Below are 26,661 nucleotides of genomic sequence, written 5' to 3'. Positions count from 1 at the left end.
CGACGATGGAGACGGACCAGTTCATCCTGCATGAGAACGACTGGGTGCCGAACAACGAGTGTTTGCCGGTCCTGATCTATCGCGGCGCGGTCAAGGCCGAAGGAAAGAAGGCGGCCGAGCGGTTCGAGCGGCTGTTCGCCGATCACGGCTGGCTGCCGCAATGGCGCGATACGATTTTCGACTATCATCACTATCATTCGACCGCACACGAGGCTCTGGGCGTGGCGACCGGCTACGGGACGCTGCTCCTGGGCGGACCAGGCGGGCGCGAGGTCGAGGTCCGCGCGGGCGACGCGCTCGTGCTGCCGGTCGGGATCGGCCATCGCCGGCTCGACGTCAGCGACGATTTCCTCGTCGTCGGCGCCTATCCCGACGGACAGGAGTGGGACATCTGCCGGGAGGCCCCGTCGGATGAGACGCGCCGCCGGATGCGCGACTTTCCCGTTCCGGATCGGGATCCTGTCGTCGGAGAATCCGGCGGCGTGGTTCATCTCTGGCGGAACTGACCGGTCCGAGGACCGAATCCCTCATGGCAGGAAAGCGAGGCCATATGGCGAGATCGATTGCAGGCTGGAAGGTGGATCGGGTCGAGCGCGAAGAACTCCTGGCCCGCTTTGCGCCGCGTTACCCGCGCACGATTGCCGACCATGTGACGCTGCGCTTCGGAACGGGCGATGGCACACCGACGCCGACCGCGAACGCAGGCGAGATTGTCGGCGAAGCGGACGATGGGGCCGGCGTGCAGGCGCTGGTCGTTCGGATCGGCGGGACCACCGAACGCGGTGACGGCAGCCATTTCCACATCACCTGGAGCCTTGCGGCGAGGCGAGAGGCAAAGGAAAGCAACGACGTCATTCGCGAGCATGGGTGGCGACCGATCGAGCCGCCGGTCGCGATCCTGCTGGAACCGGCGCGATGGAAAGGCTGATCGATGCAGCTCTATCTCGACTGCGATGGCGTTCTCGCCGACTTTGACCGTGCAGCGACCGAACTGCTGGGCATGCCGCCACGCGTGTTCGAGAAGCGGCGCGGCATAGCTGCCTTCTGGCGAGAGATCGCCCGCCATCCAGATTTCTACGGGACGCTGCCGTTGATGCCCGACGCGATGGACCTGTTCGAAGCCGTCCGCCATCTCGATCCGGTGATCCTGACCGGCCTGCCACGCGGCAAATGGGCCGCACCGCAAAAGGTCCGCTGGGCCGCCGAGCATTTCCCCGGCACGCGTATCCTGACGGTCATGGCGGTGGACAAGCGCAACCATGCGCAGGAAGGCGATATTCTCGTCGATGACCAGTTACGCCATGCCCATTTGTGGGAGGACGCCGGAGGCATATTCATCCATCATCACGACGCCGCGAGTTCGATCGCAAAGCTCCGCCAGCTCATTCCGGACGCTATGGCGACCGGAATGAATTGACGTCGGCGGACTCGTGCTGCGGAGACGCCTGCGCCAGGCTCCGGAACGTGATCGACCAGCGCGGCGAATCCATCGCCGCAATACTATGCTCCCACCCATGCCGCGCTTCGCCGCTCAGATGATAGATCGAACGGGGCGCAAGCGGCGCCGACGCCCGCGCGAATTTCGCGCCAGCCCGGCGGCGGAACCGCATGGTTGCCGGGTTTCCAAGCGAAATGCCGATCACATGCTCGAAAACCGGCCGATCCTTGTGCCAACCTATGCCCGCGCCCGGATCGTAGCGGATCAGCAAGGCCTGGACGAGTTCGGTCGGGTCCAGCCCGGCGAACCTTGCGGCGCGGGCTTTGAGCGGTTCCAGCCAGGCGGGTAACGCATCGGTCGGCGCAAAGCGGCCCGTCTCGAAATCATAGTTCCAGCCGAAGGATCGCGTAAGCCGCTTTCCCGTCCATTGCTGGAAGCGGAAAGGGCTGAGATCGATCGCACCGATCTGATCGATCAGGCCCCGCTCCTCGGCTGCACTGACGATCTCAGGAGCATAGCTCAGGCCCGGAAGGACTGTGTCGTCGAACAAGTCCGACTGGCGCGTCGCCTCTGCGAAAGAGAAGTGCAGCGTCATGGATCGAGGCCGGCTATCACAGCGCCAGAGACGACTGGCGCGGACCCGATGCCAATTCCTCGACCACGAACGTGCCCGCCGGCGGCGTTACCAGCAGCTCGGATTCCGGCCTCCTCAGGTCGAGCCAGTCCATCACCTGCGCCGAGTGGATGATCGCACCGTGCCGGGTCTGATAGTCGGACACCTCCGCATTGGCAGCGACCGTGACGATCCGATAGCAGAGCGGCCAACCGGCCATAGCCGGCTCCCAGACGGCCGCCAGGTAGAAATGCCCGCCGCTCGCCAACATCACGCGCCAGCTCTTTTCCCCGACGCTCATATGAAACTCGGATGCCGGCACGAGGCAGCGCTGGTTCGGGAAGCTCTGACCCTCCGAGCGCACGAAGCGGAACGATGCGCCGCCGCCGAAAAAACGCGGATTGGAACCCCAGGTCGCTTCGACCATCTCTATTTCCTGGAGATCGTCGGGGTTGCGCCGGATCATGGCGCTCTGATTTCCGATCGGCGCGTTCGAGTCGAAAGGCCTCGCTGTCGATTCCATAGTGAGAACATAAAAGGAACGAGCGGGCGCGACAAGCAAGCAGAGGGAGGATGAGGACGGGATGTGCAATGCGTATAGTCTGCTGGTCGATGTTGCCACGATCATGGGCGACTTCGCCGACCTCAAGATCAGGATCAAGCTGCCCGAAGGCGCGCCCAACGTCGCTGCCGCTGAGGTCATAACCATCGGTGACATGGCGCCGATCGTGCGCGGCATCGAAGGTGAGCGCGGCGCGGGCGAGCTGGTCAATCGGCGCTGGAGTTGGTCCGGCCAAGGCGGCAAGCCCGTCTACAATTTCCGCTCGGAGGGCCGGGAGTTCACCTCCAATAGATGCCTCATCCCCGCGGACGGGTTCTATGAGCATACGGCGCCGATCCTGCCCGGCCAGAAGCGCAAGACCCGGTGGCTGTTCACGATGCGCGACTGTCCATGGTTCTGCATCGCGGGGATCTGGCGGGAGGGTCCGGCAGGCGAAGCCTTCACCATGCTGACGATGGATGCCGGTGAGGATGTCGCACCCTATCATCATCGCCAGATCATCCCGCTGCCCCCCGACCGCTGGGCGGACTGGCTCGACCCGTCGGTTCCGGCGCGCGATGTCCTGGGCCATCTTCCCAAGGGCAGCCTGCCTGTGACCCGCGCCTATCCCCCACCGGCGCAAGGCGCGCAGCCGATGCTGGCGCTGTAGGAGAGCCAGATCATGCCCCGTGCCCAGAAGCTCAAGGTCTTCCGCACAGCGGCAGGGTTTTTCGATGCCTATGTCGCCGCGCCGAGTCAGAAGGCTGCTCTGGAAGCATGGGGAAGCGATACGAACCTCTTCGCGATGGGAACCGCGGAGCGGGTTGAAGATCCCGAGCTTATGGCGGAGCCGCTCGCTCGGCCCGGCGAGATTATCCGGCGCCCGCGCGGAACCACCGCAGAGCACATGGCGGCTCTGTCTAAGGATGAACCACCCCGTCGGCCGAAGACGAAGGCCGGCACGTCCGGCGAAGCGCGCGACGAGCGTCCGCCCGCATCGCCCGAGAGGAAGCCGCCCAAGCCCGCAAAACCTCCCAAGCCTCCAAAGCCGCGCCCCGACCGCTCGGCTCTCGATCAGGCCGAACAGGCCGTCTCCGAACTCGAAGCGCGCCAACGGGCGGAGCGTGACGAACTGGTTCGCCGCGAGGCTGAAATCGCGCGCGAGCGGCGGACTGTCGAGAAGCGGCATGAGGCGGAACGCGCGCAGCTCGACCGCAAGGTCGAAGCTGCACGTGCGAAATATGATCGCGCAATGGCCGCCTGGCGAAAGCAGGCAGACTAATGGAAATTGCGCGGCTTGAGCTTCAGCGAGCCTTCGCCGCGATCCGCACCGATGAGACCGGCATAGCGCGGCATCGGCGTGCGGGAGTCCGCGCCGCCTCCCTGGCGCGCGCCGTCGCCCCGGCCACCCGGCGGCGGAAATGCCGCATCGCGTGTCCCGAGGCTCGATAGCAGCGGGCTCAGATCGAACAGCCGCGCGGCGATGATATGGATCACATCTCCCTCGCGCTGGACGCGGCCCTGCAGCCCGAGCATCGAGGCGGTCAGCACGATGCGGCGCTGCTTTTCGTAGAGGTCGGGCCAGACGACGAGATTGGCGACGCCCGTTTCGTCTTCGATGGTGATGAAGGTGACGTTCTTCGCCGATCCGGGCCGCTGGCGGACCAGCACGAGCCCTGCGAGGCGGACCGGCCGACCGTCCTTCAGCGCATTGGCCTCGGCGCAGGAGACGAACCGCTCGCGGCCCAGCTCGTCGCGCAGGAAGGCCAGCGGATGGCGGCGCAGGGTCAGGCCGGTATGGCGATAGTCCTCGACCACTTCGCGGCCAGCCGTCATCGCCTTGAGCCGAACCGCTTCCTCGACGATCTCGGGTGCGGGCCTGTCGTCGTCGCTTACGGCTGCGAACAGCGGCAGCGGCTCATCGCGCAGCGCCTTGATCGCCCATAGCGCATCGCGCCGCGCAAGACCGAAGGCAGGCCGGAAAGCGTCGGCCTCGGCCAGATGCACGAGCGCCGCTGCCGGAACCTTCGCGCGGCGCCACATATCGTCGACGTCGCGAAAGGGCTGTCCGGCCCGGGCGGCGAGAATCGCGGCGCCATCGGCATTGGCGAGGCCCGCCACCCGGTTGAGGCCGAGCCGGACCGCGAACCGCTCCTCACCGGCCGGCTCGAGCGTGCAGTCCCATCGCGAGGCGTTGACGCAGACCGGACGGACCTCGACGCCATGTTCGCGGGCATCGCGGACGATCTGGGCGGGAGCGTAGAATCCCATCGGCTGGCTGTTGAGCAGCGCGGCGCAGAAGACCTCGGGATGCCAGCATTTGAGCCAGCTCGACGCATAGGCAATCAGCGCGAAACTCGCCGCGTGGCTCTCCGGGAAGCCGTAGGAGCCGAACCCCTCGAGCTGGCTCACGGTCCGTTCGGCGAATTCCTCGGTATAGCCGCGCTCGACCATGCCGCTCATCAGCCGCTCACGGAAATGGACGACGCCGCCGGTGTGCTTGAAGGTCGCCATCGCGCGGCGGAGCTGGTCGGCCTCGCTTGCCGAGAAGCCCGCGCAGACCATCGCAACCTGCATCGCTTGCTCCTGGAAAAGCGGGACGCCCAGCGTCTTGCCGAGCACCTTCTCCAGTTCGGGCGTCGGATAATCGACCTTCTCCAGCCCCTCGCGCCGCCGCAGATAGGGATGGACCATATCGCCTTGGATCGGTCCGGGCCGGACGATCGCCACCTGGATGACGAGATCGTAATAGGTCCGCGGCTTGATCCGGGGCAGCATCGCCATCTGCGCCCGGCTCTCGATCTGGAAGGTGCCGAGCGTGTCGGCCTTGCGGATCATCGCATAGGTGCGCGGGTCCTCAGCCGGGATCGTCGCCAGATCGAGATCGATGCCCTTGTGCTCGCGCAGGAGATCGAACCCGCGCCGCATGCATGACAGCATCCCCAGCGCCAGCACATCGACCTTCATCATCTTCAGCGCATCGACATCGTCCTTGTCCCATTCGATCACTTGCCGGTCCTCCATCGCGGCGGGCTCGATCGGGACCAGCTCGTCCAGACGATCCTCGGTCAGGACGAAGCCGCCGGGATGCTGCGAGAGGTGGCGCGGGGTGCCGATGAGCTGCCGGGCGAGATCGAGCGTCAGCCGCAGGCGCCGGTCCTGGAGGTTGAGGTTCAGTTCCTCGGCATGTTTGGGTTCGGCGCCCTCGGTCGACCAGCCCCAGATCTGCGAGGACAGCAGCGTAATGACGTCTTCGGGCAGACCCATCGCCTTGCCGACATCGCGCAGCGCGCCCTTGGCGCGATAGCGGATCACCGTCGAGCAGAGCGCGGCGCGGTGGCGGCCGTAGGTCTCATAGACCCACTGGATCACCTCCTCGCGCCGCTGGTGCTCGAAATCGACATCGATGTCGGGGGGCTCGCGGCGTTCGGCCGAGACGAAGCGCTCGAACAGCAGGTTGTTCCGGCTCGGGTCGATCGAGGTGATGCCGAGCACATAGCAGACCGCCGAATTGGCCGCGCTGCCGCGTCCCTGGCACAGAATGCCGAGCCTGCGCGCCTGCCGGACGATGGAATCGACGGTCAGGAAATAGGGCGCATAGTCGAGACTGGCGATGAGCCCCAGCTCGTGCCGCAGAATCGCGGCTACTTCCTCGGGCAAGCCCTCCGGGTAGCGCTCGCCCGCGCCCTCCCACGTCCGCTTCTCCAGCGTCGCCTGCGCGGTCAGGCCGTCCTCCACCACCTCATGCGGATATTGATAGGCCAGCTCGTCAAGGCTGAACCGGCAGCGGTCGGCCACCTCGACCGAACGCGCCACGGCTTCCGGCCAGAGCCGGAACAGCCGCGCCATTTCCTCGGGCGGCTTGAGATAGCGATCGGCGTGCCGGTTCTTGGCGAAGCCCGCATCGTCGATCGTCACGCCCTCACGGATGCAGGTCATCACATCCTGAAGCATCCTGCGAGCAGGAGCATGGAACAGCACGTCGTTGGTCGCGACGGTCGGCACACCAACCTGCGCCGCCATGTTCACCAGCTCGTGCAGCCGGAGGAAATCGCGCGGACGGCGGCGCAGGGTGAGCGCGCAATAGGCGCGGCCGGGAAACAGCTTCGCGACCCGCCGAAGCCGGTGGCCGGTCAGATCGTCGGCCGCGTCGGGCACCAGCAGGACGAGCAGTCCTTCGCCCCAATCCGCCAGATCGTCCCAATGCAACTCGCACTTGCCCTTGCCGGCGCGGGCCTTGCCGACCGAAAGCATCCGGCAGAGGCGCGCATAGGCGGGCCGGTCGGTCGGATAGACCAGCAGGTCCGTTCCGTCGGCCAGCACCAGGCGGCAGCCGACGATCAGGCGCACGCCGGTAGTCCTGGCCGCTTCATGCGCGCGCACGATCCCGGCCAGGCTGTTGCGGTCGGTGATCGCCAGCGCTTCGATCCCGAGCATGGCGGCGGCGGCGAACAGTTCCTCGGCCGACGACGCGCCGCGCAGGAAGCTGAAATGCGACGCGCACTGGAGTTCCGCGTAGCGGCTCATGCGAAGATCCCGTGCAGATACCAGCGATGATCGCCGGTGTTCGGGTCCTCGCCATCGCCGCGGCGGAACAGCCAGAAGCGCTCGCCCGCTTCATCCTCGACTTCGAAATAGTCGCGCACGGCTGCCAGCTCGCCGTCGCGCACCCACCATTCCCCGAAGATCCGTTCCGGCCCGTCCGCGCGCTTCACGCGGCGGCGCACGCCGCCCCAGGTGAAGCTCGCCGGTGGATGGTCCGGCAGCAGAGCCATCGCCTCGACCGGCGCGGGCGGGTCGATCAGGCGCGAAGGTCGCGGCCAATCGTTCGGCCAGGTCACGCCGATCGGCGGCGCCAGCGGCTCGACACGGCGGATCGACCGCTCAGGCACTTCGCTCTCGGTCGGCGCACAGCGATAGAGCCGCCCATGCGCCATCCGGTTCGCCAGGGTGTCGACGAGGTCGGACAGGTCTGGAACGGCGGCATCGATCAGGCTGGACGCTTCCGCGCGATAGTCGAGCGGTTCGGCGATCGTCGCGGTCAAGGTCATCAGCTCAATGCCGAAGCCCGGCGCGATGGTTTCGATCCGGTCGCACAGCAGTCGCGTTATGCGGGGGATGTCCCGCAGCGGCTTGGCGGTCCCCGCCCGGATCGCCTCGACGCGGTTGTCGACGCGGGTGAACAGCAGGTCGAGCCGGCGCGCGCCGAGGCCCTTGGCCTCCAGCGCCTCGCAGAGCTGGGCCGCGAGCTTGCCGGTATAGCGCGCCAGCGTTTCGGGCGCACCGATCGGCTCGGCGAACGATCGCCGCACCCGGACCAGTTCTGGCGCCTCGACCAGCTCGAAAGGCTCGCCGGTCCGATCATAAGCCTGGTCGAGCCGGCGCCCGACTTCCGGCCCGAACCGGAGCGCCAGCGGCGCACGCGGCAAGGCGGCCAGTTCGCCTATGGTCTCGACGCCGAGGCGGCGCAGCCCGGCTACCGTCGCGGTGTCGAGTCGCAGCGCAGCGACGGGAAGCGGCGCAAGGCGCGCTTCCAGGTCCTGCCGCTGCACGATCACGGACGGCTCAGGTTCGAACCGCGCGAGGGCATGGGCGGCGCCATAGGTCGGGGCGATGGCGATCCGCGCGCCGACGCCGCTATCGGTCAGCCGCCGCACAAGATCGGCAAGGAAGGCGGGTTCGCCGCCCAGCAGATGCGCGGCCCCCGCCATGTCGAGACGCAGGCCGTCGGGCGGATCGGCCGCGACCATCGGCGAATAGCGTTTGAGCGCCCAGACCGCGAGGCGTTCGAGCGCCGCATCGTCGCCGGCCGGGTCGGCGTCGCGGACCTCAAGCCCTTCGATCAGCGCCTGCGCTTTGGCGACCGCCATGCCGGGCGCCGCGCCCAGTTCGAGCGCCGCGGCATTGGCGGCGACGATCGCGCGCTTGCGCCCGTCACGGCCGACGAGAACCAGCGGCGCGTCAGGCGGCGGCGCCGAGGCGCCGAGGCTCCGCCGCAACCGATCCGTCGGCCAGGTCGGCAGGTAGAGCGAGACGGCCCTGCTCATCACAGGCCTCCAGTTGGAAATCCGCGCATTCGCCTGCGCGAGCGCGGATCAGCTCCACCAGCCAGCGTGCCCGGCCGACGCCGGGGACCGGCAACGGCGCGGACGGCATCGCGCTGGTCCGCCAGCGCGTGACGCTCGCGGTCGGCTGCCCGAAATCCGCAGCCTCGACCATGCGGCGCCAGCGCCGGATCGCCAACGCGATCGTGCCGCTCTCCTCGGCGCAGAGCTGCAAGCGGCGCGAGGCGACCATCGGCAGGCGGGCGAGTTCGCCCACCACCGCCGAGAGCCCGCCGTGCCGCAATCCTTCTTCCATGCAGGCCAGCACCGCCTTCTCGTCGCCGACCTCGGCATAGATCACCCGGTCGGGATGAAGGCCCGCCTGCGACAGCGCGGGCGCGAACAGATCGGCCCGCGTCACGCACCAGAGAACCTGACCGGATGTTCGCGCCGCGATCCCGGCAGCGAACAGCGATGCCGCCGCGCCATGCACCGAGCCATTGCCGCCACCTGCGACCTCGTGCAGCGCGCCCAATGCGAGGCCGCCGCCGGGCACCTTCCGGTCGACCGCTTCGAGCCCGAAGGGCAGCACGCCGCGCGAACGGCGCTCGCCCGACTCGATTCGGGCGATTCGCTCGCGCAGCTCTGCAAGGCGTGGATTTCCGGACGATTTCATAACTCCATGAACGACCAAAATGTTAATATGTTCTCTAAATGTTCTCCTATCCGTTAACAGGAGTCAATCGTGCGGCTCATCCGCGACCAATGTGCCGGTCCTGTGGATCGCCTTGCCGCGCCTATTACCGCGATAGGGGCGGGCTTCCACGCGGGGCTCCTGAAAGTGCCGTGCTGTTACCCCGAACGCCGGGGCGGGGTTCGCCGCGTGCTGCGCGCGCGACCGTAACGCGCCGCGGGATCCCTATCGGCCCGGCTGGAACCGCCACAAGAAGGCGGCGCCGTTCAAGCGCAACGATGCCATGCTGGATGCTTGCCCCAAAGGCGTCATCGTCTTTCCGGGCACCGGCATTCAGGACAACCTCGCCGACAAGGCCCGCAGGATGGGCATCCGCGTCTGGGACTTCCGGAAGCGTTGCTAGACATTTACGGCTTCACCCAGTCCAGATGCGCACCACATCGTCTCAGATCGGCTCTGTGGCATCGCTCGGGCCGTGGCGGTTCCTCACAAGTCTTTCAATGCTTCCGTCAATCGCGGCAGACGTGCGGCGATGGCCGCGGCGATACTTTCGTGAACGGAAATCGCAAAATCCTTCGGCATTGCCTTTTGCGTGCGCATGGGTGCTTGGGACGCGCAGTCCAGCAACTGCGTGATGGCCTCTCGCATGAGGCTGGGCGCGAGACCTGCTGCCTTACCCGTCTGGACGAAATGCCGCCCCATGATTTCGGTCATTCGATAGTGGCGGTTCGTCCCCGCCGACATCGCCAGGCGAAAGCTGCTCGGTTCGATCTGACCTTTGTCGACCGCAGGTTGTGCGGACAGGACATCGTAGAATGGTGCCAGACTGTAGCGACCGCCGGGCTTGAGAAAGATGCTGAAATTCTTGGCATGGCCGTCTGTCGCGCCGATCAGCCAGAACAGGATCTGGCTTTTGAAGAAGGCGACCTGATCGATCTGCGGCTCGTCCACGCCTTTCAGCAGGTCGAGGATGTCCCGCATATTCGGGCCGCCGTCGCTCTGGTATTTCCGCGTCGAGGCAACACCGAGTGCCTGACAGCAATCCTCCTGCGGCAGTCGCAGAATTCGCCCGTCATTGCGCCAGTGCCGGTCAAAGCGTTCGACTACGAGCACCCGGCGCGCACCGAAAGTCGCTATCTCGGTCTGCGCGACCCGAAGTCCGAACGCCTCCATGAGTTTCAGGCAATAGTGCTCGTTGTCCACGCTGTCCGACATGTCGATCATGCCGTCCGAGCTGGGAATCTGTCCGAGCTGGGGTTTCAGGATGTGCGTCGTGGGCGTGGTGCCGCCGGGACGGAACCATTTCCCGTCCTTGCGGAGCAGGGCAGTCTTTTCCTGCGCGCCCGCCACTGAAATCCTGAACTCATGCTCGCGGTCAACTCCCAGCGGTGCCTGCGCCAGACCGGCGAGCAGCGCCTCGATTTGGACATCGTCGATGGGTTCGCCCGTTTCATCAGGATCGCCGCTTTCAACCGCGCCTTCGGGCAGGAACTGCATCGCCCCCACGCAGTCGCGCCCGATGGCTTCCAGAAGGCTGTAGAAATCCGTTCCCGCCGCGCCCATGCGCTCGGCGACGCGGCGTCGCACTGTTTGCCTGTCCGGCAGCAGATTGTCGAATACCGCTGCGACCCCCGCGCCGCGATAGACCCCGGGGCTCAGAGGCAGGGACAGGGAAACAGCAAAGCGATGCTCCCATGCGAGCCAGGCTTCGTCATACCGGAAACTGATCGCACCGTTCGCCGCTTTCTCCAGACGACCGACAAGACGGCGATTGATCAGCACGTCGAGCGGGACATGAGCCTTTCTGCGCGCCATGGCTAGAAAACATCCTCGATCGATTGGCTATCTCGCTGCCGGGAGATGAGCTGCATATCGAGGTCGAGATTGGCGATCACGCTTAGCAACGTGTCCAGCTTTGTACCCTCGCTGCCATTCTCGATCGCCGATATGGTCTTTTGCTGCGTGCCCGCGAGGCTTGCCAGTTCCGACTGGGTCAGGCCCAGACGAAGCCGTTCGCTCTGGATGATCGCACCCAGTTGACGAGGTAGTCGGACGATCTGACGCATGACGTTTCTCCAGCATCAGCCGGTATACCCTATAAGGCATAAGACGACAATATACCCCATGGGGAATAAATGCGACTTATTCCCTATAAGGTATATTTGCGCGGCGCGCCATGCCGCAAGAACCTATATCGTGGCCTCTGGTCCAATGTCGTCCGATCCGTCGTGGCAGGCGCGACGGTGCGCCTCACCTGGTCAGGAACGCCTAATTACGACTGGGAAAGGTCTGGCCGGGCACGGCCTCCTTGCATCGTGCATCGGAAGAATCGCGGCTCTGTCTGGTGCGCTTGCTCATCCAAGGTGCCGTCACGACAGGCGAGGAACGGCGTGTGGCCATCGTCTACCGCCCTTGCATCGCTCAAGGACCTCCCCCTCCTTGTCGCCTGAATACGATCCTCGGCCGGCCTAATGCCGTCAACCCCGTGAAGGGGTTCCCCTTCGCTGCGCTCCCGGTGACGTCGGCCTGCCGGGCTCTCCTTTTGGCGCCATCGGGGATGGTCCCCGAGACACGCAAGGAGTTCAAGTCATGGCCACTATCGCAAATCTCACCGTGAAGTCGGACGGCACCATGGAAGGCACGCTCGCGACGCTCACCGTTCAGGCACCCATCGCCATCATCCCGAACGGCCGCAAGTCGAAGGAATCCGAGCCCGATTACCGCATCATCAGCCGCAAGACCGGCTATGAACTCGGTGCCGGCTGGAACCGCTTCTCGCAGACCACGGGCGCCGAATACACTTCGGTGTCGATGTCGGCTCCCGAGTTCAGCGACACGATCTACGGCAATATCGCCAACGCCCCCGGCGACGACCCGTCGCGCAAGGTCATCATCTGGAACCCGCCGGCCTGACCGGCTCCGGCCCCGCCTTCGGGCGGGGCCGGTCCTCAACCATCCGACCAGGAGGCGAATCCATGAGCAGACACGCCGTAACCGTTCAGTCTCGCGGCGCCATCGATGACAGAGCCGTCATCGGCTACGATGCGCCGATGCGCACCTATTTCCTCCAGGCATTCCGGCGAAAGGCCGAGGAATGCCCGGAAATCTGGCTGGGCATGCGCTTCGACGAATTTCCCACTCTGAGCAGCCTGATCGAAGCCGCTCGATCGAAAGACTGTGCGGTCGTCGGTCTTTCCGGCAGATCGATCAGAGACATGGTTGCAGAAGCATCCGCGCCGCCAACACGTTCGCTGGCCGAACGCGCTCGCCTGACCTTGCGCTGAACAAGGCCAAGTGCCGGTGCGGACATGGCGCCGCACCGGCAGTTTTTCTTAGCCGTTCAGCTTGTCCTTCACGGCCTTCGCGGGCGCGAAGGACAGCTTTTTGGATGCCGCAATCGTGATGGTCTCGCCGGTCGCGGGATTGCGGCCCTCGCGCGCGGCACTGTCCTTCACCTTGAACTTGCCGAAGCCGTTCAGCGAGACTTCCTCGCCCTTGGCGGCCGCCTCGGCGATCGCGGAGAAAACGCCGTCGACATATTTGCGCGCGTCGGCCTTGGTGATGCCGTTGGCAGCGGCAAGAGCATCGGCAAGATCATTGTTGTTCACGAATATCAGCTCCATTTCCTGGGTGTCGTCGCCCTCACGCTCGAATCATCGAGCGTCGAGCGCCACGGCGCTTCTACGTCGCCTGCTATTCCCGGTCATCTTCGCGTTGCGCACCACAGGCACGTCTTCCCGCACCGACCACCCGCATCCCCGCCGGTTCGCACCGTGAACGATGGACAGCCCGTTACATGGTTTCAGGCGAGCGACTGGACGGCAGCGGCGTGAACGCATCTGCCGCGCGGATCTCACCCCGTTCGCAAGGCGCTGATCCCTCTGGCCGAAGTCCGGCCTCCTTCAATCAACCCGTAAAGGGTTCGCTACGCATGCGCGTGCGACCGCGCTTCGCCGCGGTGATTGCGGCCAGCCTCCGGCCGCGGGGCAACTGTCGAGCGGGGATGGTCTCCGCTCCCGGACAGGAGCTTTCCTCATGCCACTCAAGACCGCCCAGTCGCTCGCCTGGAACCTCGCGAAGACGCTGATGACGATCGTCGTCCTCGTGCGGACCGACAAAGGCTACGCGGTGATGCCGTGGGACGAGTTCGACGGAAATCCGGCTCATGTAGTGCGCGAATATGATCCGTTTCCATCCTGACCGGGAGGATCGCCTGGCGATGCCGATGCAACAAATCCTATTTCGTTCCGCGCCTCGCGGCGCTATCATGGCGGTTGCAAGATTGCGCTGTGGAGGTGGTGGCGGGCGCGTCCGACGTTCATTCGTCATGAAAGGACGCTATCCATGACCCTGTTTCTGCTGCTCGGCCTTTTTGCCGGCCTCTACGCCATCGCACTGCTCTTCCGTCTCGCCATCCACGCCTTGCCGGTCATGGCCGGCATCGGCGGCGCATTCCTGCTGCACGGACATGGCGCCGGGCTTTTCACGGCCGCCGCTATCGGCCTCGGGCTCGGCATCGGCCTGTTTCTTGCCGGGCAGTTTCTGTTCGCAGCCACGCGATCGCCTCTGCCGCGGTTCCTGCTGGGCGTAACCTTCGCCATTCCCGCGGGCATTGCCGGCTATCATGCCGTCGGAGCCGTCGCCGGCATCGTCATCGATCCGGGCGTGTCGCTCTCGCTGCTGAGCTGGCTGGGAGCCGCGATGATCGGTGCAATCGCCGTCGCCCGGCTGAGCCCCTCCGGCGGGAGGCCGCCTCACGCATCTTGAGGATGTCCGAGGCCGCGATCGGGTTCCCGGGCGATGCCTGCTCCAGCCGTCGTCACCGACTTGTGCTTTGCCAAACCCTCCCGAAATCGGTGCTTCGCCGCTGGCCCGCCCGTCGGAACGGTCGAATGGACACGCAGACTCGCCATGTCGATGCACCGGCGTGTCCGCCCGAACCTTCTCGCTCCTTTTTTGCGATGTCGTCCTTGCACTTACGCCGAGCCAGAACGGCCTCGTTTCGATGCGCAATTGCCGTCAGGGCGCTGGCGCTCGCCCGGCTTGCCGCAACGGCGTGCCCAAACTTTCTTCCCCCGGCGTGCCGCCGTTCCTCGCGAGCCAAGAAAGCCCGTTCACGCCGTCCTCCGCTTTGCTCCGGGCCTGACGGCTGCGGCGCCGGTCGCCCATCGGCTTTCCCTGCGCATCGAGGCCGCACTGGCGCGGCTCGACCAGCGAAAGGAATAGTATCATGGCAAAGATCGGCAGCTTCAAGAAGGTTTCGGGCGAACTGCGGGGCCAGATCGTCACCCTCTCGGTCCAGGCGAAATCGGTCCGCATCGTCGCGGACGAGCAGGCCAGCGGCAACGCCCCGAGCCATCGGGTTTTCGTGGGCGAAGCGGAAGTCGGCGCCGCCTGGAGCAAGCGCACCCAGGATGATCGTACCTATCTCTCGGTCAAGCTCGACGACCCGAGCTTCGTCGCTCCCATCTTCGCGCAACTCTTCGCGGGCGAGGACGGCGAATACGACCTCATCTGGACGCGGCAGACCCGCCGCCAGCAGGACTGAGCTGCCGCACCGTCACCCGGCCAATGCGTCGGGTGACGGTTTGACGACAACCATCTGGCGTGAGTTCGCGTAACGAGCCGACACGACTGTCCGGTGCCCGGCGTTCGCGCGCTTCGATCTGCAATTTCAATAAGTCCAGCCACCAATCGTCAGTCGCTCGATAACATTGGGCAACTTTCGTCCGGTCCTTCTTCGGTCAAGCTGGGAAGCTTTTCGCAACCGACAAAGAACGGGGGGAGCTTATGTCGCCGGTCGCTGATGAGAGTGTCTCCATTCCCGACGATCTGAACATAGCCGAATTTGCCGCCGAATTCCTGAGGCGCGCACCGGACTATCGACAGGATTTTTACGCGCTACCCGATAGCGAGAAATGCTCGGATCGGGCGGCAGCACTGGCCCAGCGATGGGGCTTGCGATTTCCTGGTTGATCCCGCGCGCCCGGTCCCGCGCGATCGGCCCCTCTGGCAGATCGGTGAAGACCCCTATGTGGTCCTGATCGGGCAGCAACCCCGCGGCTTCGAGCATGAGGAACCGATCGACCCTGACCGCATGCCGAATGTCATCCGGCGCTACTCAGCCGAGGACGGCGAGTATTTCACGCTGGGCGACAGCCGATCGCTCGTCCGGCTGCGTTTCGAACCCGGTATCGCCCGCCACGGTTCGATCCTGCTCCCCACGGAGCGTTATGCGACCATTCGAGAACAGACATCGGAATGGCTTTTGCGCCTGCTGTGCGGTCGGATCAGGGAACCGTCGCCGGAAGCATCCCGGCTCACGGCCTTTCGCCGGCGGCGTCTCGCGATGCTTCTGCGGGTTCACGACTTGCGCAGCGCAGGGACAACATCGCGCCGGATCGCCGAGTATCTCATCGACCCTCATCTGGCATCGCTGCCTGCAGCCGAATGGACCGAACGCAATGAGCGAAAACGTGTCCGCCGCTGGATCGCCGAAGCTGCCCGGCTCGTGGGCGGCGGCTACCGCGACCTGCTTCACGGCCGCTGACCAAATGTGTCGGGGGACATTTGTTTTCCGCTCTTCCGTCCCTTCTTTGCCGCCTCCCCCTGCCCCCATTCTGACCTCCTAACCGCCGCCGAGCGCCAGTCTCGTCGGCCGCATGCAGGAGAACCACCATGCCGTCCGCCGAACCCGCCACACGCCCGCGCTATCCCGCCCAGGCCGATCCGACGCTGATCGTGCGGCCGCGCTATCTCAAGACCCCCGACGCCGCGATCCATCTCGGGCTCTCGCCACGCACTCTGGAGAAGCACCGCTGTTTCGGCACCGGGCCGGTCTATCGCCGGCTTGGCGGGCGGATCGTCTATGCGATCGACGATCTCGACGCCTGGGCCGCGATCGGCACCCGCCGTTCGACCTCCGACCCGGGTAGCGGCACCGTGCATCCCGCCAAGCGCATCGGCACGGAAAGCTGATCGATGTCCTTGCATGCCTCCCGTTCCGGCGAGCGCCGGCAGCTCGATCTGTTCCGATCGATGCCGGGTGATTTTGCGCCGCGCGATGCCCAGGACCTCATGTCGTGGCCGTTTTTCAGCCTCGCCAAGCGCAAGCGCACCGCGCCCATCGATTTTCGCATGGGCGAAACCTGGATCTCGGTCGAAGCCGTCCCCGAACATGGCATGGCCACCATCTGGGACGCCGACGTGCTGATCTGGGCCGCGAGCCAGATCGTCGAGGCGCGCGACTGCGGCCGCGCGACCTCGCGGTTGCTGATGACCACGCCGCACGAAATTCTCGCCTTTACCGGGCGCAGCATCGGGCGCGATCACTATGATCGGCTGAAGGCCGCGCTCGATCGGCTCCAGTCGACCACGGTCGCGACCTCGATCCGTCAGCAGCACCAGCGACGGCGTCACCGCTTCTCCTGGATCAACGAATGGCGCGAACTTGCCGACGCCAACGGCCGACCGCTGGGCATCGAGCTGATCTTGCCCGACTGGTTTTATGCCGGCGTCGTCGACCGTGCGCTCGTGCTGACCATCGACCGTGCGTACTTCGATCTCACGGGCGGGCTTGAGCGCTGGCTCTACCGCATCGTGCGCAAGCATGGCGGTCGTCAGTCGGGCGGATGGAGCTTCGACCTGGCGCATCTGCATCTCAAGTCCGGCGTGCTCTCGCCGCTCAAGCAGTTCGCGTTCGAGGTTCGGGGGATCGTCCGCCGCCAGGCGCTGCCGGGATACACGCTCAACCTCGAATATGGGTTCGGCCGCGAGCGGCTGAACTTCGTGCCGATTCCCGTCGATCCGCTCGACCGCGCCATGCGCCGTCTCAAGCTGCGCCCTGTGGATAACCGGCCATGATGCTTGGCCTATTAAAAACCGCCGAGGTTGGCCTATTGAAAACCGCCCGCTTGGCCTATTGGAAACCCGCGCGCCCCGCAAAGCCGCAGAAATCTGCGACGAAACGACCCCCTACTAACCGTCCTAACAAAGAGTCCTTCGGACTCTTGCTAACGGTGCGGTGCTCTGTGGAAATTTCGGTGCGACAATTTTCACAATCCGGGGCGAAGTTTTGCGTTCCGGGGCAAGGTTGCCCGGACCCGACCCGCGAACGGTGTCGGCGCGCCGTGGTTCGTGAATTGGCACCATCATTCGTGATCCAGTGTCATCAATCGCGGACTCGAGCCGCAACCAACCAAACTCTTCGCGTGGCGCCTTTCTCTCCGGGGGGCCAGCCATGACCGGCGTGCGATCTGGACCGCGGGGCGAACCGGTGCGCACAGCAGCCTTCAGCACGGCCAATACCGAGGTCGAACTGATATGGATCGAGAAGCGGCTCGAACACTGGATACGCTTCGGCCGGGTCGCTGCCGAACGCATCGTCAGCCGCAAGACCCGCGTCTTCTCTTTCCGACCCGATGCCGTCTTTGCCTACATCCGTTGGACGGCCAACGACTACGGCACGGTCCATTCGCGCATCGACATTCTGCGCGCCATTCGTCCCGGCGAGGCCTATACGACGGTTCCTTTCGTGCGGCCCGGCGGCGAGTTGCTGCTGTCACTATCGGGCTGGCCGAAGGTGCGGGCGGTACTCAATGCGATCGACGCGATCGAAGCCGCCAGCGTCGATCCGTGCGACGTCGCACCCGAGCACTGGCGCCACGTCCATAACCGGCTGAGCGCGGGCGAACCTGCTCGCAGCTACACGCCCGAACGTCACCAGGCGTGGCTCAAGCGCAAGGCGCTGGAGCCATGAACCGGCGTTCCATCCTCGCCGTAACCGGCCTTGCGACTGTATTGTGGCTGGCCGGTTTTGCCGCGATCATGGCATTCGATCCGAAACCACGTCTGCTGTGGAACGCCAGCGCAAGCGTGCCGATCGGGCTTTATCGGCTGCACTCTGCGCGCAAGCCCGCGACCGGCGATCTGGTCGCAATCCTGCCGCCACCGCAGCTCGCCCGTTTCATGGCCGAGCGTCACTATCTGCCCGTGGGCGTCCCAATGCTGAAGCGGGTTGCCGCCGGACCGGGTGCAACCATCTGCCGCTTTGGCCCAGACGTGACGGTTGGCGGGCGCCTTGTCGCCGCAGCGCACGACGCCGATCGCTACGGACGGCCGCTGCCGGTCTGGCGCGGCTGCCGCGACGTCGGCGTGCAGGAACTGTTCCTGCTCAACAGCGCCCCGGACAGCTTCGACGGACGCTATTACGGGCCGATCCCGGCCTCCGGCCTGCTCGGCAGTGCGCAGCCCCTACTCACGCGCGACACACCCGCAGCGCCGCTGCGCCGGCGCCTGGGCTGCGCAAAACTACCCGATTCCAAGCACGCATCAGGAGATAAACCATGCAGATAGGACAATTTTATCGCCAGGACGACGGCTTCATCGGCCGCCTTCGCACGCTCACGCTCGACGTGCAGCTTCGCATTACACCGACCGGATTCGTGGGACACAGCCGCGCGCCCGAGTGGCGCGTTCATCTCGTCGAGGACGGCGAGGGCGCAGCGCACGACCCCGAAGTCGGGTCGGGCTGGGCACACCGCAGCGACCGCATCGGCGACTATATCACGATCCAGCTCGACTGCCCGGGCCTGGCGCGTCCGATGCGAGCCAATCTGCTGCCCGGCAAGCAGGGCGACGGCGCATTTGTGCTGCTCTGGTCGCCGCGCCTGCGCCGCCCGAAACCGGACTGAGGCGATGTTGCGGCGCGACTTCAGCACGTGGCCTTCGCGGCTTTCCGGCGGTGCAATGTGCGTTGCTTTCGCATGGGCCGTGGCCGTTCCGCCTCCCTTCCTCTTCCCAGTCCCTGCTGCCTTCGCAGCCCCGGCGCCGCCTCCCGCAGTGCATCCCTACGCCGCCTATGTGAGCGAAGCGGCGCAGCGTTTCGGCATTCCCGAAGCGTGGATCTGGGCAGTGATGCGGGTCGAAAGCCGAGGCAATCCGCGCGCCGTCTCGCCGGTCGGCGCGATGGGGCTGATGCAGATCATGCCCGCGACCTGGACCATGCTCTCTGCAAGGTTCGGGCTCGGCGGCGATCCTTTCGAACCGCGTCGGAACATCCACGCGGGTGCTGCCTATCTGCGCCTCATGTGGGACCGCTATGGCGACATCTCGGCCATGCTCGCCGCCTATAATGCGGGGCCGGGCCGGATCGACGACTGGCGCACGCGCGGTCGCCCGTTGCCTGCCGAAACCGTTGCCTATGTCGCGCAGATCGCGCCAGCCATCGGCGGTTCGGCGGTGGCTGCGCCTGCCGAGGGTGCGATCGCCGCATCACCGTCATGGCGCGATGCCGGGCTGTTCACCGTCCGCAGCGATGCGGCGCGCGCATCGGCACATGGCGACCCTGCCGACCGTGGCGAACGCGCCGTTCCGCAAGCTCCGACACCAGCTGCGCCGACGCCTTCGCCGCCTCCTGCGGCCGCTCCCGTGCCGGCGGAAAGCAGCCTCTTCGTCTCCATCGTCGGCGGCACCAAGCAGTGAGCGGCGCTGGCGTTGTCTTTCGCGCGCAAGGTCACCTTAGGCGACGTTGGCGGAGCAGTGAAGCTATTGATCTAAGGCGGAAAAAAGGACGGCGAGATAAAAGGGCCGCCACCTTGGGGGCCTTATGTGGTTGTGAGTGCTGGGGAATTTCAGGTGGCATCGCACTTTGCCGGGTGGCGCGCGGGCAAGAATATCACGCAGGATCAAGATGTTCGAAGGTGGCGCAGGTGGCTTTCCGTTCGGGGCGCCGCCGATGAGAGGCGACGACGATGATTTCGAGATCCGGCCGGGAAGAAGCCGGGCCGCGGGCCAGGGTGCGGGGCGCAAAGTCCAGACCTTGGGCGCCCAGGTCCGCCGGGCTGCGGCAAAAGCGGGAAATACCCGCCGTGGACCATCGAGGGGCAAGGGCACCGGCGCATATGGGCGAGGCCGCACCGCCCGGCTTCGGTCCCGATCTTCCGCAAGCGCACGGCGTGTCGTCATCAAGGCTCGCGTGGTGCGCCACAAAGGCACCCGCTTCCGCGCCGCGCCGCTCGCCCGGCACCTTGCGTACCTCAAGCGCGATGGCGTGACCCGCGACGGCGCGGATGCCTCAATGTTCGATGCGCGCTCCGACAATGCCGATGGCGATGCTTTTGCGGAGCGCTGCGAAGACGATCGGCACCATTTCCGGTTCATCGTTTCGCCCGAGGACGCAGGCCAGATGACCGACCTCAAGGCCTTCACGCGGGAGCTGATGGACGAAATGGCCCGCGATCTCGGCACGAAGCTGGACTGGGTCGCGGTGGACCACTGGAACACCGACAACCCCCACGTTCATGTACTGGTGCGCGGCGTCGATGAGACCGGGGCCGATCTCGTCATCGACCGGGACTATATTCGTGAGGGAATGCGCAGCCGCGCCCAGGAGCTGGTGACGATCGAGCTAGGGCCGCGCACCGAGCGCGAGATCCGCGCGGCACTCGAACGCGATGTCGGCGCCGATCGCTGGACCGGTCTTGACCGGCAGCTCGAACACCTCGCTGACGAGTCCACCGGCATCGTCGATTTGCGTCCCTCGACGGGCGATGATGCCGACCGACGGCGCCTGCTGATCGGACGGGCGCAGAAGCTCGAACGCCTCGGCCTCGCTGACCCTCAGGGTCCGGGTCGATGGTCGATCCGGCCGGGCGCGGAACCGGCGCTGCGCGATCTTTCGATCCGCACAGACATCATCAAGACCATGCACCGTGCGATGAGCCACGATGGCCCGGTCGATATCGGCAGCTTTGCGCTCCATGCCGCACCGCCGAGCGATCCCGTGATCGGGCGCTTGGTCGAGCGCGGCCTTCATGACGAGCTGGCGGGCTCGGCCTATGCCGTGGTCGACGGCGCCGATGGCCGCGTCCATCATCTCCGCTTCGACACCATCGAAATGACCGGCGATGCCAAGCCCGGCGCGATCGTCGAACTGCGCTCATGGGAGGACGCACGCGGCCAGACACGGACCTCGCTCGCGACCCGCTCCGACCTTTCGCTCGGCCGGCAGGTCGAGGCGCCGGGAGCCACCTGGCTCGATCGGCAACTGGTCGCTCGCGAGCCGGGCGCGACCGGGAACGGGTTCGGTCTCGCGATACGCGATGCGATGGAGGCGCGATCGCGCCATCTCGAAGCGGAAGGGCTTGCCCGGCGGCAGGGCCAGGGCTTCCTTTTCGAGACCGGCCTGATCGACAAGCTGAAAGCGCGGGAACTCGAAACTGCGACCGCCGCGATCGCTGCGCGCACCGGGCTCGAGCATAAGCCCTCGACCGCTGGTGAATATGTGAGCGGCATCTATCGCGAACGGGTAACGCTCGCCTCGGGCCGCTTCGCGATGATCGACAACGGGCTCGGGTTCCAGCTCGTGCCTTGGAGTCCGGCGCTTGATGGCCATTTGGGCGAGCATGTGCGCGGCATAATGGGACCGGGCGGCGGCGTGAATTGGAGCCTCGGGCGGGGTCGGGGCATCGGAATATGATTCGCTCAAATGGTCGATCCGGGCTCGGCCTGCGCAGATGAGCGCCTCGGATCGATACGCGCTTACGCTGCTCCCTGTCTTTCTTCGCCAGGCCGCGCCGACCGCAATTCGCGCTTGATGAAGCGGTGCTTGCGACCGCCACTTTCCCGCGCAACCGGGAGAAATGCACATGTCCGCGACTAAAATCCTCTGGGGACAGGTAATCACCGTCTCCGTCTTGATCCTCCTTGGTATCTGGGGGGCAACGCAATGGGTGGCCGGCGCGCTGGCCTATCAGCCGGAGCTGGGGCCGCCCTGGTTCATCGTCGGAGCCTGGCCCGTCTATCCGCCGCCCTCCTTCTTCTGGTGGTGGTTCGCTTTCGATGCCTACGCCCCGGAGATCTTCGAAACCGGGGCAATGATCGCCATCTCCGGCGCGCTTTCCGCGGTCGTGACGGCGATCGGCATGTCGGTCTGGCGCGCGCGGGAGCAGAAGAAGGCCCAGACCTTCGGATCGGCCCGCTGGGCCAACCAGCAGGAAATCGAGCAGGCCGGCTTGCTGGGCGACAGCGGCGTTGTCCTGGGACAGCTCGGGCAGAGCTACCTGCGCCACGGCGGCCCCGAGCATGTGCTGTGCTTCGCGCCGACCCGGTCCGGCAAGGGCGTTGGCCTTGTCGTTCCGTCGCTGCTCGCCTGGCCCGGCTCGGTAGTCGTCCATGATATCAAGGGCGAGAACTGGCAGCTCACCTCCGGCTTTCGCGCGAAGCACGGCCGGGTGCTCCTGTTCGATCCCACCAACGCCGCATCCAATGCCTACAACCCGCTGCTCGAGGTGCGCCGCGGTGAATGGGAAGTACGCGACGTCCAGAACGTCGCCGACGTGCTGGTCGACCCGGAGGGCTCGCTCGAACGTCGCAACCACTGGGAGAAAACCAGTCACGCCTTGCTGGTCGGCGCGATCCTCCACGTCCTCTATGCCGAGGAAGACAAGTCGCTGGCCGGTGTGGCCGCGTTCCTCTCCGATCCCGATCGCAGCATCGAGGCGACCCTCTACCGGATGAAAGCGACCCGGCACCTGGGCGAAGCAGGTGTTCATCCAGTCGTTGCCGCCGCCGCGCAGGAGCTGCTCAACAAATCGGACAATGAGCGATCAGGCGTGCTGTCGACCGCCATGTCCTTCCTCGGGCTGTACCGCGACCCGGTGATCGCCAAGGTGACCGGCACCTCCGACTGGCGCATTGCCGACCTCATGGCGGGGCCGACCCCGACGTCGCTCTACCTGGTCGTCCCGCCCGGCGACATCAGCCGCACCAAACCGCTGATCCGGCTGATCCTCAACCAGATCGGCCGGCGCCTGACCGAGGAGCTGAGCCCGCAGGGCCGCTCGCAGCGGCTCCTGTTCATGCTCGACGAATTTCCCGCACTCGGCCGTCTTGATTTCTTCGAATCCGCGCTCGCCTTCATGGCGGGCTACGGGATCAAATCCTTCCTGATCGCGCAGTCGCTCAACCAGATCGAGAAGGCCTACGGGGCCAACAACGCGATCCTCGACAATTGCCATGTCCGCGTCGCCTTCGCGACGAATGACGAGCGCACCGCCAAGCGCATCTCGGATGCGCTCGGGACCGCCACCGAAATGCGCGCGATGAAGAACTATGCCGGCCACCGCCTCTCGCCCTGGCTTGGGCACCTCATGGTATCGCGCTCCGAAACAGCCCGCGCGCTGCTGACGCCAGGCGAAGTGATGCAGCTTCCATCCGATGAAGAGATCGTGATGGCCGCCGGGGCTCCGCCGATCCGCGCGCGCAAGGCCCGCTACTATCTCGATCCGCGCTTCAAGGCGCGCGTGCTGCCGCCGTCCGCGCTGCACGCGGCCCACCCCGAGCGCAGGCGGCAAGACGACTGGTTCCAGAGCCAGGCGACTGCAATTCCGGGCGATACGGCCCAGCAGACATCGCGAACTGCGCCCGTGGCGACCGGGCAGGATACGCAGGCACCGTTACCCGGGTCGGACAGTGTCCCGCCGGATCAAGCTGGCAGCGATGCAGGCGCCGACGAGGGCGAAGCGGCCGATACGGCCAACAGCGGGATTCGGCGTGAGCCGGAACTTGGGGAGCATGAGGAGGTGGTGCCCAAGCAGAAGCCGCCCGCGAACGAGTTCGAATTCGATGGCGAGGAGGCAGACGAAGATGCAGCACGGCAACGGCGCGAGGCAGACCGCCTCGCCGCCCGCAATGCCCGCAACGCATCTCTCGATCCGGATGACGGGATCGACCTGTGAGTACCCCGCACGTGAAGCGCAGTGTTCGGCTTCCTGCGGACCTTGCGCGCAGGCTTGCCGAGGATGCCCGCACACGGCGCGCATCACAGACCGCTGTCATCGAAGCCGCGCTTGAGTCCTGGTTGTCTCCCGACGCCGCCGATCGCCTGGAGGGCGCTCTGGCGCGGCGTCTCGACCGCACGGCCCGCACGCTCGAACGCCTCGAGTGGAATGTCGAATTGGGCAATGAAGCGCTTGCTCAGTTCGTCCGCTTCTGGCTGATCACCAATGCCCCGCTTCCCGACAGCGCGATGAAGGCCGCGCAGGCGATGGGCAAGGAACGATGGCAGCGTTTTGTTGAAACGCTCGCGCGCCGTATGGAGCAGGGGCCGCGCCTGCGCAGCGAATTACGGGACGATGGGGATAGTCGTGAGCCTGCATGAGGTAGTCTCCCGCTGTAGGCGGCCACCGCCCTGAACGCAGGAAGCGAAGCTGGGCTGATCCGGTATGCGCGCATCGTTCTCCCAGTCGAAGTCATCGACAAACGGGTCGAACAGCATTCCGTCGGATCAAACTGGTGGCGATGCAGATGCCGGTGCAGCGCCGGACGACGCGAAGATGGCAGTCGTCGTATTCTGACGGGATCTATGTCCGCAAACTATTCCACCGTCACCGATTTCGCCAAGTTGCGCGGTTGATCAACATCGGCTCCCTTCACGCAGGCGACGTGGTAGGCCAGCAGATGCACCGGAACTGCATAGACCAGCGGTGCGATCAGCGGATGGACCTTGGGCATCTCGATCGTCGCGATGCAGCCGCCGCCTGCCTCGGCGATGCCTTCGGCATCGGAGATCAGCACGACCTTCCCGCCGCGCGCGCGGACTTCCTGCATGTTCGACACGGTCTTCTCGAACAGCGGGCCCGACGGGGCGAGAACGATCACCGGCACCGCTTCGTCGATCAGCGCGATCGGGCCGTGCTTCATTTCGCCCGAAGCATAGCCTTCGGCGTGGATGTAGCTGATTTCCTTGAGCTTCAGCGCGCCTTCGAGGGCCAGCGGATAGTCCGCGCCGCGGCCGAGGTAGAGCACGTCGCGGGCCGGGGCGATCAGGTGCGCCATGGCAGCGATCTCGTCGACATGGGCAAGCGCGGCATTGAGGCAGGAGGGCACTTCGACGAGATGGCTGACCACCTCCATCTCCTCGGCCCGGTCCATCCGGCCGCGCTTGACCGCGAGGTTGGCGGCAAGCGCCGCCAGCACGGCGAGCTGGCAGGTGAAAGCCTTGGTCGAGGCGACGCCGATTTCCGGTCCGGCGTGGGTGGGCAGCAGCAGGTCCGCTTCGCGGGCCATCGAGCTGGTAGGGACGTTGACGACCACGGCAATGGTCTGTCCGGCGGCCTTGCAGTGCCGCAGCGCGGCGAGCGTGTCGGCGGTCTCGCCCGATTGCGAGATGAACAGCGCCAGCCCGCCCGGCTCGAGCACTGGGTCGCGGTAGCGGAATTCCGATGCGACATCGATGTCCACCGGCAGGCGGGCGAACTGCTCGATCCAGTACTTGGCGACCATGCCGGCGTAGAAGCTGGTGCCGCAGGCGACGATCGTTATGCGGCTGACCGACGAAAGGTCGAAATCGATCCGGGGCAGGGCGATCGACTGGTCGACCTGTCGCACGTAGCTGCGCAGGGTCTGCGCGACCACGGTCGGCTGCTCGAATATCTCCTTCTGCATGAAGTGGCGGTAGTTGCCCTTCTCGATTGCCGCGGCCGATGCGCCCGAGGTGACGACCTCGCGCTCGACCGGGTTGTTGTCGGCGTCGAAGATCTGCGCGCCTTCGCGGGTGATCACCACCCAGTCGCCCTCGTCGAGATAGGCGATCTTCTGGGTGAGCGGCGCCAGTGCCAATGCATCGGAACCGAGATAGGTCTCGCCATCGCCGAACCCGACCACAAGCGGCGACCCGAGGCGAGCGCCGATCAGCATGTCGGCATGCGCACGGAAGGCGATCGCCAGCGCGAATGCGCCGCGCAGCTGCGGGAGCACGGCCTTGACGGCATCTTGCGGGGAGAGACCGGCCTCGACCTGCTCGGACACGAGGTGAGCGACCACTTCGGTGTCGGTCTGGCTTTCGAAAGTGCGGCCGCGCGCCTCCAGTGCCTCGCGCAGCGGGCGGAAGTTCTCGATGATGCCGTTGTGCACCAGCGCCAGTTCGGCGGTGGCGTGAGGATGTGCGTTTGCGGCCGTCGGCGCGCCGTGCGTGGCCCAGCGAGTGTGGGCGATGCCGGTGAGGCCGGGCGCGGGCGAGACCGCCAGTTCCTTGACCAGGTTGAGCAGCTTGCCTTCGGCCCGACGGCGGAGCAGCTGCCCGCCCTCGACGGTGCAGACGCCCGCGCTGTCATAGCCGCGATACTCCATCCGGCGCAGGCCGTCGACCAGCCGGTCCGCTACGTCTTCCTTGCCGACGATGCCGATAATTCCACACATAGTATTGAATACCCCAAGGATGCGTTGAGAAAGGATGTGGATGTCTGCTCATTCGGGACGTTCCTGATATGTCGTGTACCCAGGCGAGATGCTGGAACCTTGGTTGACTGGATCGCGCCAACTCAGTTCCCG

General features: G+C 65.8%; 30 protein-coding genes and 1 pseudogene. 22 read left to right on the top strand and 9 right to left on the bottom strand.

Translation table 11 applies throughout. From position 1 onward, the window contains the following. The first annotated feature begins 5 nt into the window (after nucleotides 1–5). The 3 genes from FE851_RS04700 to FE851_RS04690 are packed head-to-tail and all read left to right on the top strand — an operon-like array spanning nucleotide 6 to nucleotide 1,417. Complete coding sequence (locus FE851_RS04700; RefSeq protein ID WP_145200293.1) at nucleotides 6–506, top strand: cupin; 501 nt, start codon at nucleotides 6–8, stop codon at nucleotides 504–506. Nucleotides 507–550: 44 nt separating this feature from the next. Beyond that, a complete protein-coding gene (locus FE851_RS04695; RefSeq protein ID WP_145200290.1) occupies nucleotides 551–928 on the top strand; it encodes a hypothetical protein in 378 nt (125 codons plus the stop codon). A gap of 3 nt (nucleotides 929–931) precedes the next feature. Beyond that, on the top strand, nucleotides 932–1,417 hold the full coding sequence (locus FE851_RS04690; protein WP_145200288.1) for a hypothetical protein: 486 nt from the start codon (nucleotides 932–934) through the stop codon (nucleotides 1,415–1,417). Here FE851_RS04690 and FE851_RS04685 read toward each other — a convergent pair. After that, nucleotides 1,395–2,033 (bottom strand): alpha-ketoglutarate-dependent dioxygenase AlkB, encoded by a 639-nt coding sequence (locus FE851_RS04685; RefSeq protein ID WP_145200285.1) that lies wholly within the window; start codon nucleotides 2,031–2,033, stop codon nucleotides 1,395–1,397. The genes FE851_RS04690 and FE851_RS04685 overlap by 23 nt on opposite strands. Before the next feature lie 16 nt (nucleotides 2,034–2,049). After that, nucleotides 2,050–2,517 carry an SOS response-associated peptidase family protein gene (locus tag FE851_RS04680; protein ID WP_261370852.1) on the bottom strand — a complete coding sequence of 156 codons (468 nt, stop codon included), beginning with the start codon at nucleotides 2,515–2,517 and terminating at the stop codon, nucleotides 2,050–2,052. Between the two features lie 118 nt (nucleotides 2,518–2,635). Between FE851_RS04680 and FE851_RS04675 the strand changes: the two genes are divergently transcribed. Together FE851_RS04675 and FE851_RS04670 are read left to right on the top strand one after the other, a co-directional pair. Continuing rightward, nucleotides 2,636–3,262: an SOS response-associated peptidase gene (locus FE851_RS04675; protein WP_145200282.1), complete on the top strand. Its 627-nt coding sequence runs from the start codon at nucleotides 2,636–2,638 to the stop codon at nucleotides 3,260–3,262. A 12-nt stretch (nucleotides 3,263–3,274) separates the two neighbouring features. After that, complete coding sequence (locus FE851_RS04670) at nucleotides 3,275–3,874, top strand: hypothetical protein (RefSeq protein WP_145200279.1); 600 nt, start codon at nucleotides 3,275–3,277, stop codon at nucleotides 3,872–3,874. On the opposite strand, the gene FE851_RS04665 is transcribed toward FE851_RS04670, so the two are convergent. The 3 genes from FE851_RS04665 to FE851_RS04655 are packed head-to-tail and all read right to left on the bottom strand — an operon-like array spanning nucleotide 3,871 to nucleotide 9,312. Continuing rightward, complete coding sequence (locus FE851_RS04665; RefSeq protein ID WP_145200276.1) at nucleotides 3,871–7,119, bottom strand: error-prone DNA polymerase; 3,249 nt, start codon at nucleotides 7,117–7,119, stop codon at nucleotides 3,871–3,873. The two genes, FE851_RS04670 and FE851_RS04665, sit on opposite strands and share 4 nt — an antisense overlap. After that, complete coding sequence (locus tag FE851_RS04660; RefSeq protein ID WP_145200273.1) at nucleotides 7,116–8,639, bottom strand: Y-family DNA polymerase; 1,524 nt, start codon at nucleotides 8,637–8,639, stop codon at nucleotides 7,116–7,118. Before FE851_RS04660 ends, FE851_RS04665 begins: the two co-directional genes overlap by 4 nt. Then, entirely contained in the window at nucleotides 8,554–9,312 is a 759-nt protein-coding gene (locus tag FE851_RS04655) for an ImuA family protein (RefSeq protein WP_145200270.1), read from the bottom strand. Before FE851_RS04655 ends, FE851_RS04660 begins: the two co-directional genes overlap by 86 nt. Before the next feature lie 178 nt (nucleotides 9,313–9,490). Between FE851_RS04655 and FE851_RS27220 the strand changes: the two are divergent. Further along, nucleotides 9,491–9,733 (top strand): annotated as a pseudogene (locus FE851_RS27220) (hypothetical protein); the annotation flags it as partial. Between the two features lie 83 nt (nucleotides 9,734–9,816). On the opposite strand, the gene FE851_RS04650 reads toward FE851_RS27220, so the two are convergent. After that, a complete protein-coding gene (locus FE851_RS04650; RefSeq protein WP_145200267.1) occupies nucleotides 9,817–11,145 on the bottom strand; it encodes a type II toxin-antitoxin system HipA family toxin in 1,329 nt (442 codons plus the stop codon). A 2-nt stretch (nucleotides 11,146–11,147) separates the two neighbouring features. After that, nucleotides 11,148–11,396, bottom strand: a complete 249-nt coding sequence (locus tag FE851_RS04645) for a helix-turn-helix domain-containing protein (protein WP_145200264.1) — start codon at nucleotides 11,394–11,396, stop codon at nucleotides 11,148–11,150. Between the two features lie 523 nt (nucleotides 11,397–11,919). On the opposite strand from FE851_RS04645, the gene FE851_RS04640 reads away from it, so the two are divergent. Together FE851_RS04640 and FE851_RS04635 are read left to right on the top strand one after the other, a co-directional pair. After that, on the top strand, nucleotides 11,920–12,243 hold the full coding sequence (locus FE851_RS04640; protein ID WP_145200261.1) for a DUF736 domain-containing protein: 324 nt from the start codon (nucleotides 11,920–11,922) through the stop codon (nucleotides 12,241–12,243). Nucleotides 12,244–12,305: 62 nt separating this feature from the next. Then, nucleotides 12,306–12,614 (top strand): hypothetical protein, encoded by a 309-nt coding sequence (locus tag FE851_RS04635; RefSeq protein ID WP_145200258.1) that lies wholly within the window; start codon nucleotides 12,306–12,308, stop codon nucleotides 12,612–12,614. Nucleotides 12,615–12,662: 48 nt separating this feature from the next. Here FE851_RS04635 and FE851_RS04630 read toward each other — a convergent pair whose 3' ends face one another. Then, nucleotides 12,663–12,938 (bottom strand): HU family DNA-binding protein, encoded by a 276-nt coding sequence (locus FE851_RS04630; RefSeq protein ID WP_145200255.1) that lies wholly within the window; start codon nucleotides 12,936–12,938, stop codon nucleotides 12,663–12,665. A 427-nt stretch (nucleotides 12,939–13,365) separates the two neighbouring features. Here FE851_RS04630 and FE851_RS26000 point away from each other — a divergent pair, with 427 nt between their 5' ends. The 14 genes from FE851_RS26000 to FE851_RS04560 all read left to right on the top strand — a co-directional run bounded on the left by FE851_RS26000 (nucleotide 13,366) and on the right by FE851_RS04560 (nucleotide 24,490). Next, a complete protein-coding gene (locus FE851_RS26000; RefSeq protein ID WP_186378753.1) occupies nucleotides 13,366–13,530 on the top strand; it encodes a hypothetical protein in 165 nt (54 codons plus the stop codon). Between the two features lie 144 nt (nucleotides 13,531–13,674). Then, the gene (locus FE851_RS04625) at nucleotides 13,675–14,097 is read left to right on the top strand and encodes a hypothetical protein (RefSeq protein ID WP_145200252.1); all 423 of its coding nucleotides are present in this window, start codon (nucleotides 13,675–13,677) and stop codon (nucleotides 14,095–14,097) included. Between the two features lie 463 nt (nucleotides 14,098–14,560). Beyond that, complete coding sequence (locus FE851_RS04615; RefSeq protein WP_145200246.1) at nucleotides 14,561–14,878, top strand: DUF736 domain-containing protein; 318 nt, start codon at nucleotides 14,561–14,563, stop codon at nucleotides 14,876–14,878. 242 nt (nucleotides 14,879–15,120) lie between these two features. After that, nucleotides 15,121–15,306 carry a transcriptional regulator domain-containing protein gene (locus FE851_RS27215; protein WP_145200243.1) on the top strand — a complete coding sequence of 62 codons (186 nt, stop codon included), beginning with the start codon at nucleotides 15,121–15,123 and terminating at the stop codon, nucleotides 15,304–15,306. 58 nt (nucleotides 15,307–15,364) lie between these two features. Then, nucleotides 15,365–15,880: a DNA -binding domain-containing protein gene (locus FE851_RS04605; protein WP_145200240.1), complete on the top strand. Its 516-nt coding sequence runs from the start codon at nucleotides 15,365–15,367 to the stop codon at nucleotides 15,878–15,880. Nucleotides 15,881–16,008: 128 nt separating this feature from the next. After that, nucleotides 16,009–16,308: a helix-turn-helix transcriptional regulator gene (locus FE851_RS04600; RefSeq protein WP_261370851.1), complete on the top strand. Its 300-nt coding sequence runs from the start codon at nucleotides 16,009–16,011 to the stop codon at nucleotides 16,306–16,308. Between the two features lie 60 nt (nucleotides 16,309–16,368). Next, entirely contained in the window at nucleotides 16,369–17,193 is an 825-nt protein-coding gene (locus FE851_RS04595) for a replication initiator protein A (RefSeq protein ID WP_261370969.1), read from the top strand. Nucleotides 17,194–17,569: 376 nt separating this feature from the next. After that, on the top strand, nucleotides 17,570–18,088 hold the full coding sequence (locus FE851_RS04590; RefSeq protein WP_145200234.1) for a DUF2840 domain-containing protein: 519 nt from the start codon (nucleotides 17,570–17,572) through the stop codon (nucleotides 18,086–18,088). Then, nucleotides 18,085–18,684, top strand: coding sequence for a S26 family signal peptidase (locus FE851_RS04585; protein ID WP_145200231.1), 600 nt, complete (start codon nucleotides 18,085–18,087; stop codon nucleotides 18,682–18,684). Before FE851_RS04590 ends, FE851_RS04585 begins: the two co-directional genes overlap by 4 nt. Next, nucleotides 18,675–19,022, top strand: a complete 348-nt coding sequence (locus FE851_RS04580; protein WP_145200228.1) for a DUF736 domain-containing protein — start codon at nucleotides 18,675–18,677, stop codon at nucleotides 19,020–19,022. The genes FE851_RS04585 and FE851_RS04580 overlap by 10 nt, the downstream gene beginning before the upstream one ends. Before the next feature lie 55 nt (nucleotides 19,023–19,077). Beyond that, complete coding sequence (locus FE851_RS04575; protein WP_145200225.1) at nucleotides 19,078–19,812, top strand: lytic transglycosylase domain-containing protein; 735 nt, start codon at nucleotides 19,078–19,080, stop codon at nucleotides 19,810–19,812. Between the two features lie 253 nt (nucleotides 19,813–20,065). Further along, nucleotides 20,066–21,808: a relaxase/mobilization nuclease domain-containing protein gene (locus FE851_RS04570; protein WP_145200222.1), complete on the top strand. Its 1,743-nt coding sequence runs from the start codon at nucleotides 20,066–20,068 to the stop codon at nucleotides 21,806–21,808. 169 nt (nucleotides 21,809–21,977) lie between these two features. Beyond that, nucleotides 21,978–24,068, top strand: coding sequence for a conjugal transfer protein TraG (locus tag FE851_RS04565; protein ID WP_145200219.1), 2,091 nt, complete (start codon nucleotides 21,978–21,980; stop codon nucleotides 24,066–24,068). After that, a complete protein-coding gene (locus tag FE851_RS04560; RefSeq protein WP_145200216.1) occupies nucleotides 24,065–24,490 on the top strand; it encodes a ribbon-helix-helix protein, CopG family in 426 nt (141 codons plus the stop codon). Before FE851_RS04565 ends, FE851_RS04560 begins: the two co-directional genes overlap by 4 nt. Before the next feature lie 215 nt (nucleotides 24,491–24,705). Here FE851_RS04560 and glmS read toward each other — a convergent pair whose 3' ends face one another. Next, complete coding sequence (gene glmS, locus FE851_RS04555) at nucleotides 24,706–26,529, bottom strand: glutamine--fructose-6-phosphate transaminase (isomerizing) (protein WP_145200213.1); 1,824 nt, start codon at nucleotides 26,527–26,529, stop codon at nucleotides 24,706–24,708. Nucleotides 26,530–26,661: the final 132 nt, after the last annotated feature.

This window comes from Sphingobium sp. B2, from assembly GCF_007693735.1.
Lineage (GTDB): Bacteria > Pseudomonadota > Alphaproteobacteria > Sphingomonadales > Sphingomonadaceae > Sphingobium > Sphingobium xenophagum.
Note: the sequence above shows the minus strand (reverse complement) of the source record. Positions and strands in the feature narration are given on the sequence as shown.

What these genes read in the sequence shown, in the direction of transcription:
- FE851_RS04670 (WP_145200279.1), top strand. Translation starts at nt 3,275, where the DNA reads ATGCCCCGTGCCCAGAAGCTCAAGGTCTTCCGCACAGCGGCAGGGTTT.
- FE851_RS04585 (WP_145200231.1), top strand. Translation starts at nt 18,085, where the DNA reads ATGAACCGGCGTTCCATCCTCGCCGTAACCGGCCTTGCGACTGTATTG.
- FE851_RS26000 (WP_186378753.1), top strand. Translation starts at nt 13,366, where the DNA reads ATGCCACTCAAGACCGCCCAGTCGCTCGCCTGGAACCTCGCGAAGACG.
- FE851_RS04650 (WP_145200267.1), bottom strand. Translation starts at nt 11,145, where the DNA reads ATGGCGCGCAGAAAGGCTCATGTCCCGCTCGACGTGCTGATCAATCGC.
- FE851_RS04680 (WP_261370852.1), bottom strand. Translation starts at nt 2,517, where the DNA reads ATGATCCGGCGCAACCCCGACGATCTCCAGGAAATAGAGATGGTCGAA.
- FE851_RS04640 (WP_145200261.1), top strand. Translation starts at nt 11,920, where the DNA reads ATGGCCACTATCGCAAATCTCACCGTGAAGTCGGACGGCACCATGGAA.
- FE851_RS04690 (WP_145200288.1), top strand. Translation starts at nt 932, where the DNA reads ATGCAGCTCTATCTCGACTGCGATGGCGTTCTCGCCGACTTTGACCGT.
- FE851_RS04595 (WP_261370969.1), top strand. Translation starts at nt 16,369, where the DNA reads ATGCCGGGTGATTTTGCGCCGCGCGATGCCCAGGACCTCATGTCGTGG.
- FE851_RS04580 (WP_145200228.1), top strand. Translation starts at nt 18,675, where the DNA reads ATGCAGATAGGACAATTTTATCGCCAGGACGACGGCTTCATCGGCCGC.
- FE851_RS04615 (WP_145200246.1), top strand. Translation starts at nt 14,561, where the DNA reads ATGGCAAAGATCGGCAGCTTCAAGAAGGTTTCGGGCGAACTGCGGGGC.
- FE851_RS04660 (WP_145200273.1), bottom strand. Translation starts at nt 8,639, where the DNA reads ATGAGCAGGGCCGTCTCGCTCTACCTGCCGACCTGGCCGACGGATCGG.
- FE851_RS04675 (WP_145200282.1), top strand. Translation starts at nt 2,636, where the DNA reads ATGTGCAATGCGTATAGTCTGCTGGTCGATGTTGCCACGATCATGGGC.
- FE851_RS04695 (WP_145200290.1), top strand. Translation starts at nt 551, where the DNA reads ATGGCGAGATCGATTGCAGGCTGGAAGGTGGATCGGGTCGAGCGCGAA.
- FE851_RS27215 (WP_145200243.1), top strand. Translation starts at nt 15,121, where the DNA reads ATGTCGCCGGTCGCTGATGAGAGTGTCTCCATTCCCGACGATCTGAAC.
- FE851_RS04600 (WP_261370851.1), top strand. Translation starts at nt 16,009, where the DNA reads ATGCCGTCCGCCGAACCCGCCACACGCCCGCGCTATCCCGCCCAGGCC.
- FE851_RS04685 (WP_145200285.1), bottom strand. Translation starts at nt 2,033, where the DNA reads ATGACGCTGCACTTCTCTTTCGCAGAGGCGACGCGCCAGTCGGACTTG.
- FE851_RS04625 (WP_145200252.1), top strand. Translation starts at nt 13,675, where the DNA reads ATGACCCTGTTTCTGCTGCTCGGCCTTTTTGCCGGCCTCTACGCCATC.
- FE851_RS04590 (WP_145200234.1), top strand. Translation starts at nt 17,570, where the DNA reads ATGACCGGCGTGCGATCTGGACCGCGGGGCGAACCGGTGCGCACAGCA.
- FE851_RS04575 (WP_145200225.1), top strand. Translation starts at nt 19,078, where the DNA reads ATGTGCGTTGCTTTCGCATGGGCCGTGGCCGTTCCGCCTCCCTTCCTC.
- FE851_RS04565 (WP_145200219.1), top strand. Translation starts at nt 21,978, where the DNA reads ATGTCCGCGACTAAAATCCTCTGGGGACAGGTAATCACCGTCTCCGTC.
- FE851_RS04665 (WP_145200276.1), bottom strand. Translation starts at nt 7,119, where the DNA reads ATGAGCCGCTACGCGGAACTCCAGTGCGCGTCGCATTTCAGCTTCCTG.
- glmS (WP_145200213.1), bottom strand. Translation starts at nt 26,529, where the DNA reads ATGTGTGGAATTATCGGCATCGTCGGCAAGGAAGACGTAGCGGACCGG.
- FE851_RS04645 (WP_145200264.1), bottom strand. Translation starts at nt 11,396, where the DNA reads ATGCGTCAGATCGTCCGACTACCTCGTCAACTGGGTGCGATCATCCAG.
- FE851_RS04570 (WP_145200222.1), top strand. Translation starts at nt 20,066, where the DNA reads ATGAGAGGCGACGACGATGATTTCGAGATCCGGCCGGGAAGAAGCCGG.
- FE851_RS04700 (WP_145200293.1), top strand. Translation starts at nt 6, where the DNA reads ATGGAGACGGACCAGTTCATCCTGCATGAGAACGACTGGGTGCCGAAC.
- FE851_RS04655 (WP_145200270.1), bottom strand. Translation starts at nt 9,312, where the DNA reads ATGAAATCGTCCGGAAATCCACGCCTTGCAGAGCTGCGCGAGCGAATC.
- FE851_RS04635 (WP_145200258.1), top strand. Translation starts at nt 12,306, where the DNA reads ATGAGCAGACACGCCGTAACCGTTCAGTCTCGCGGCGCCATCGATGAC.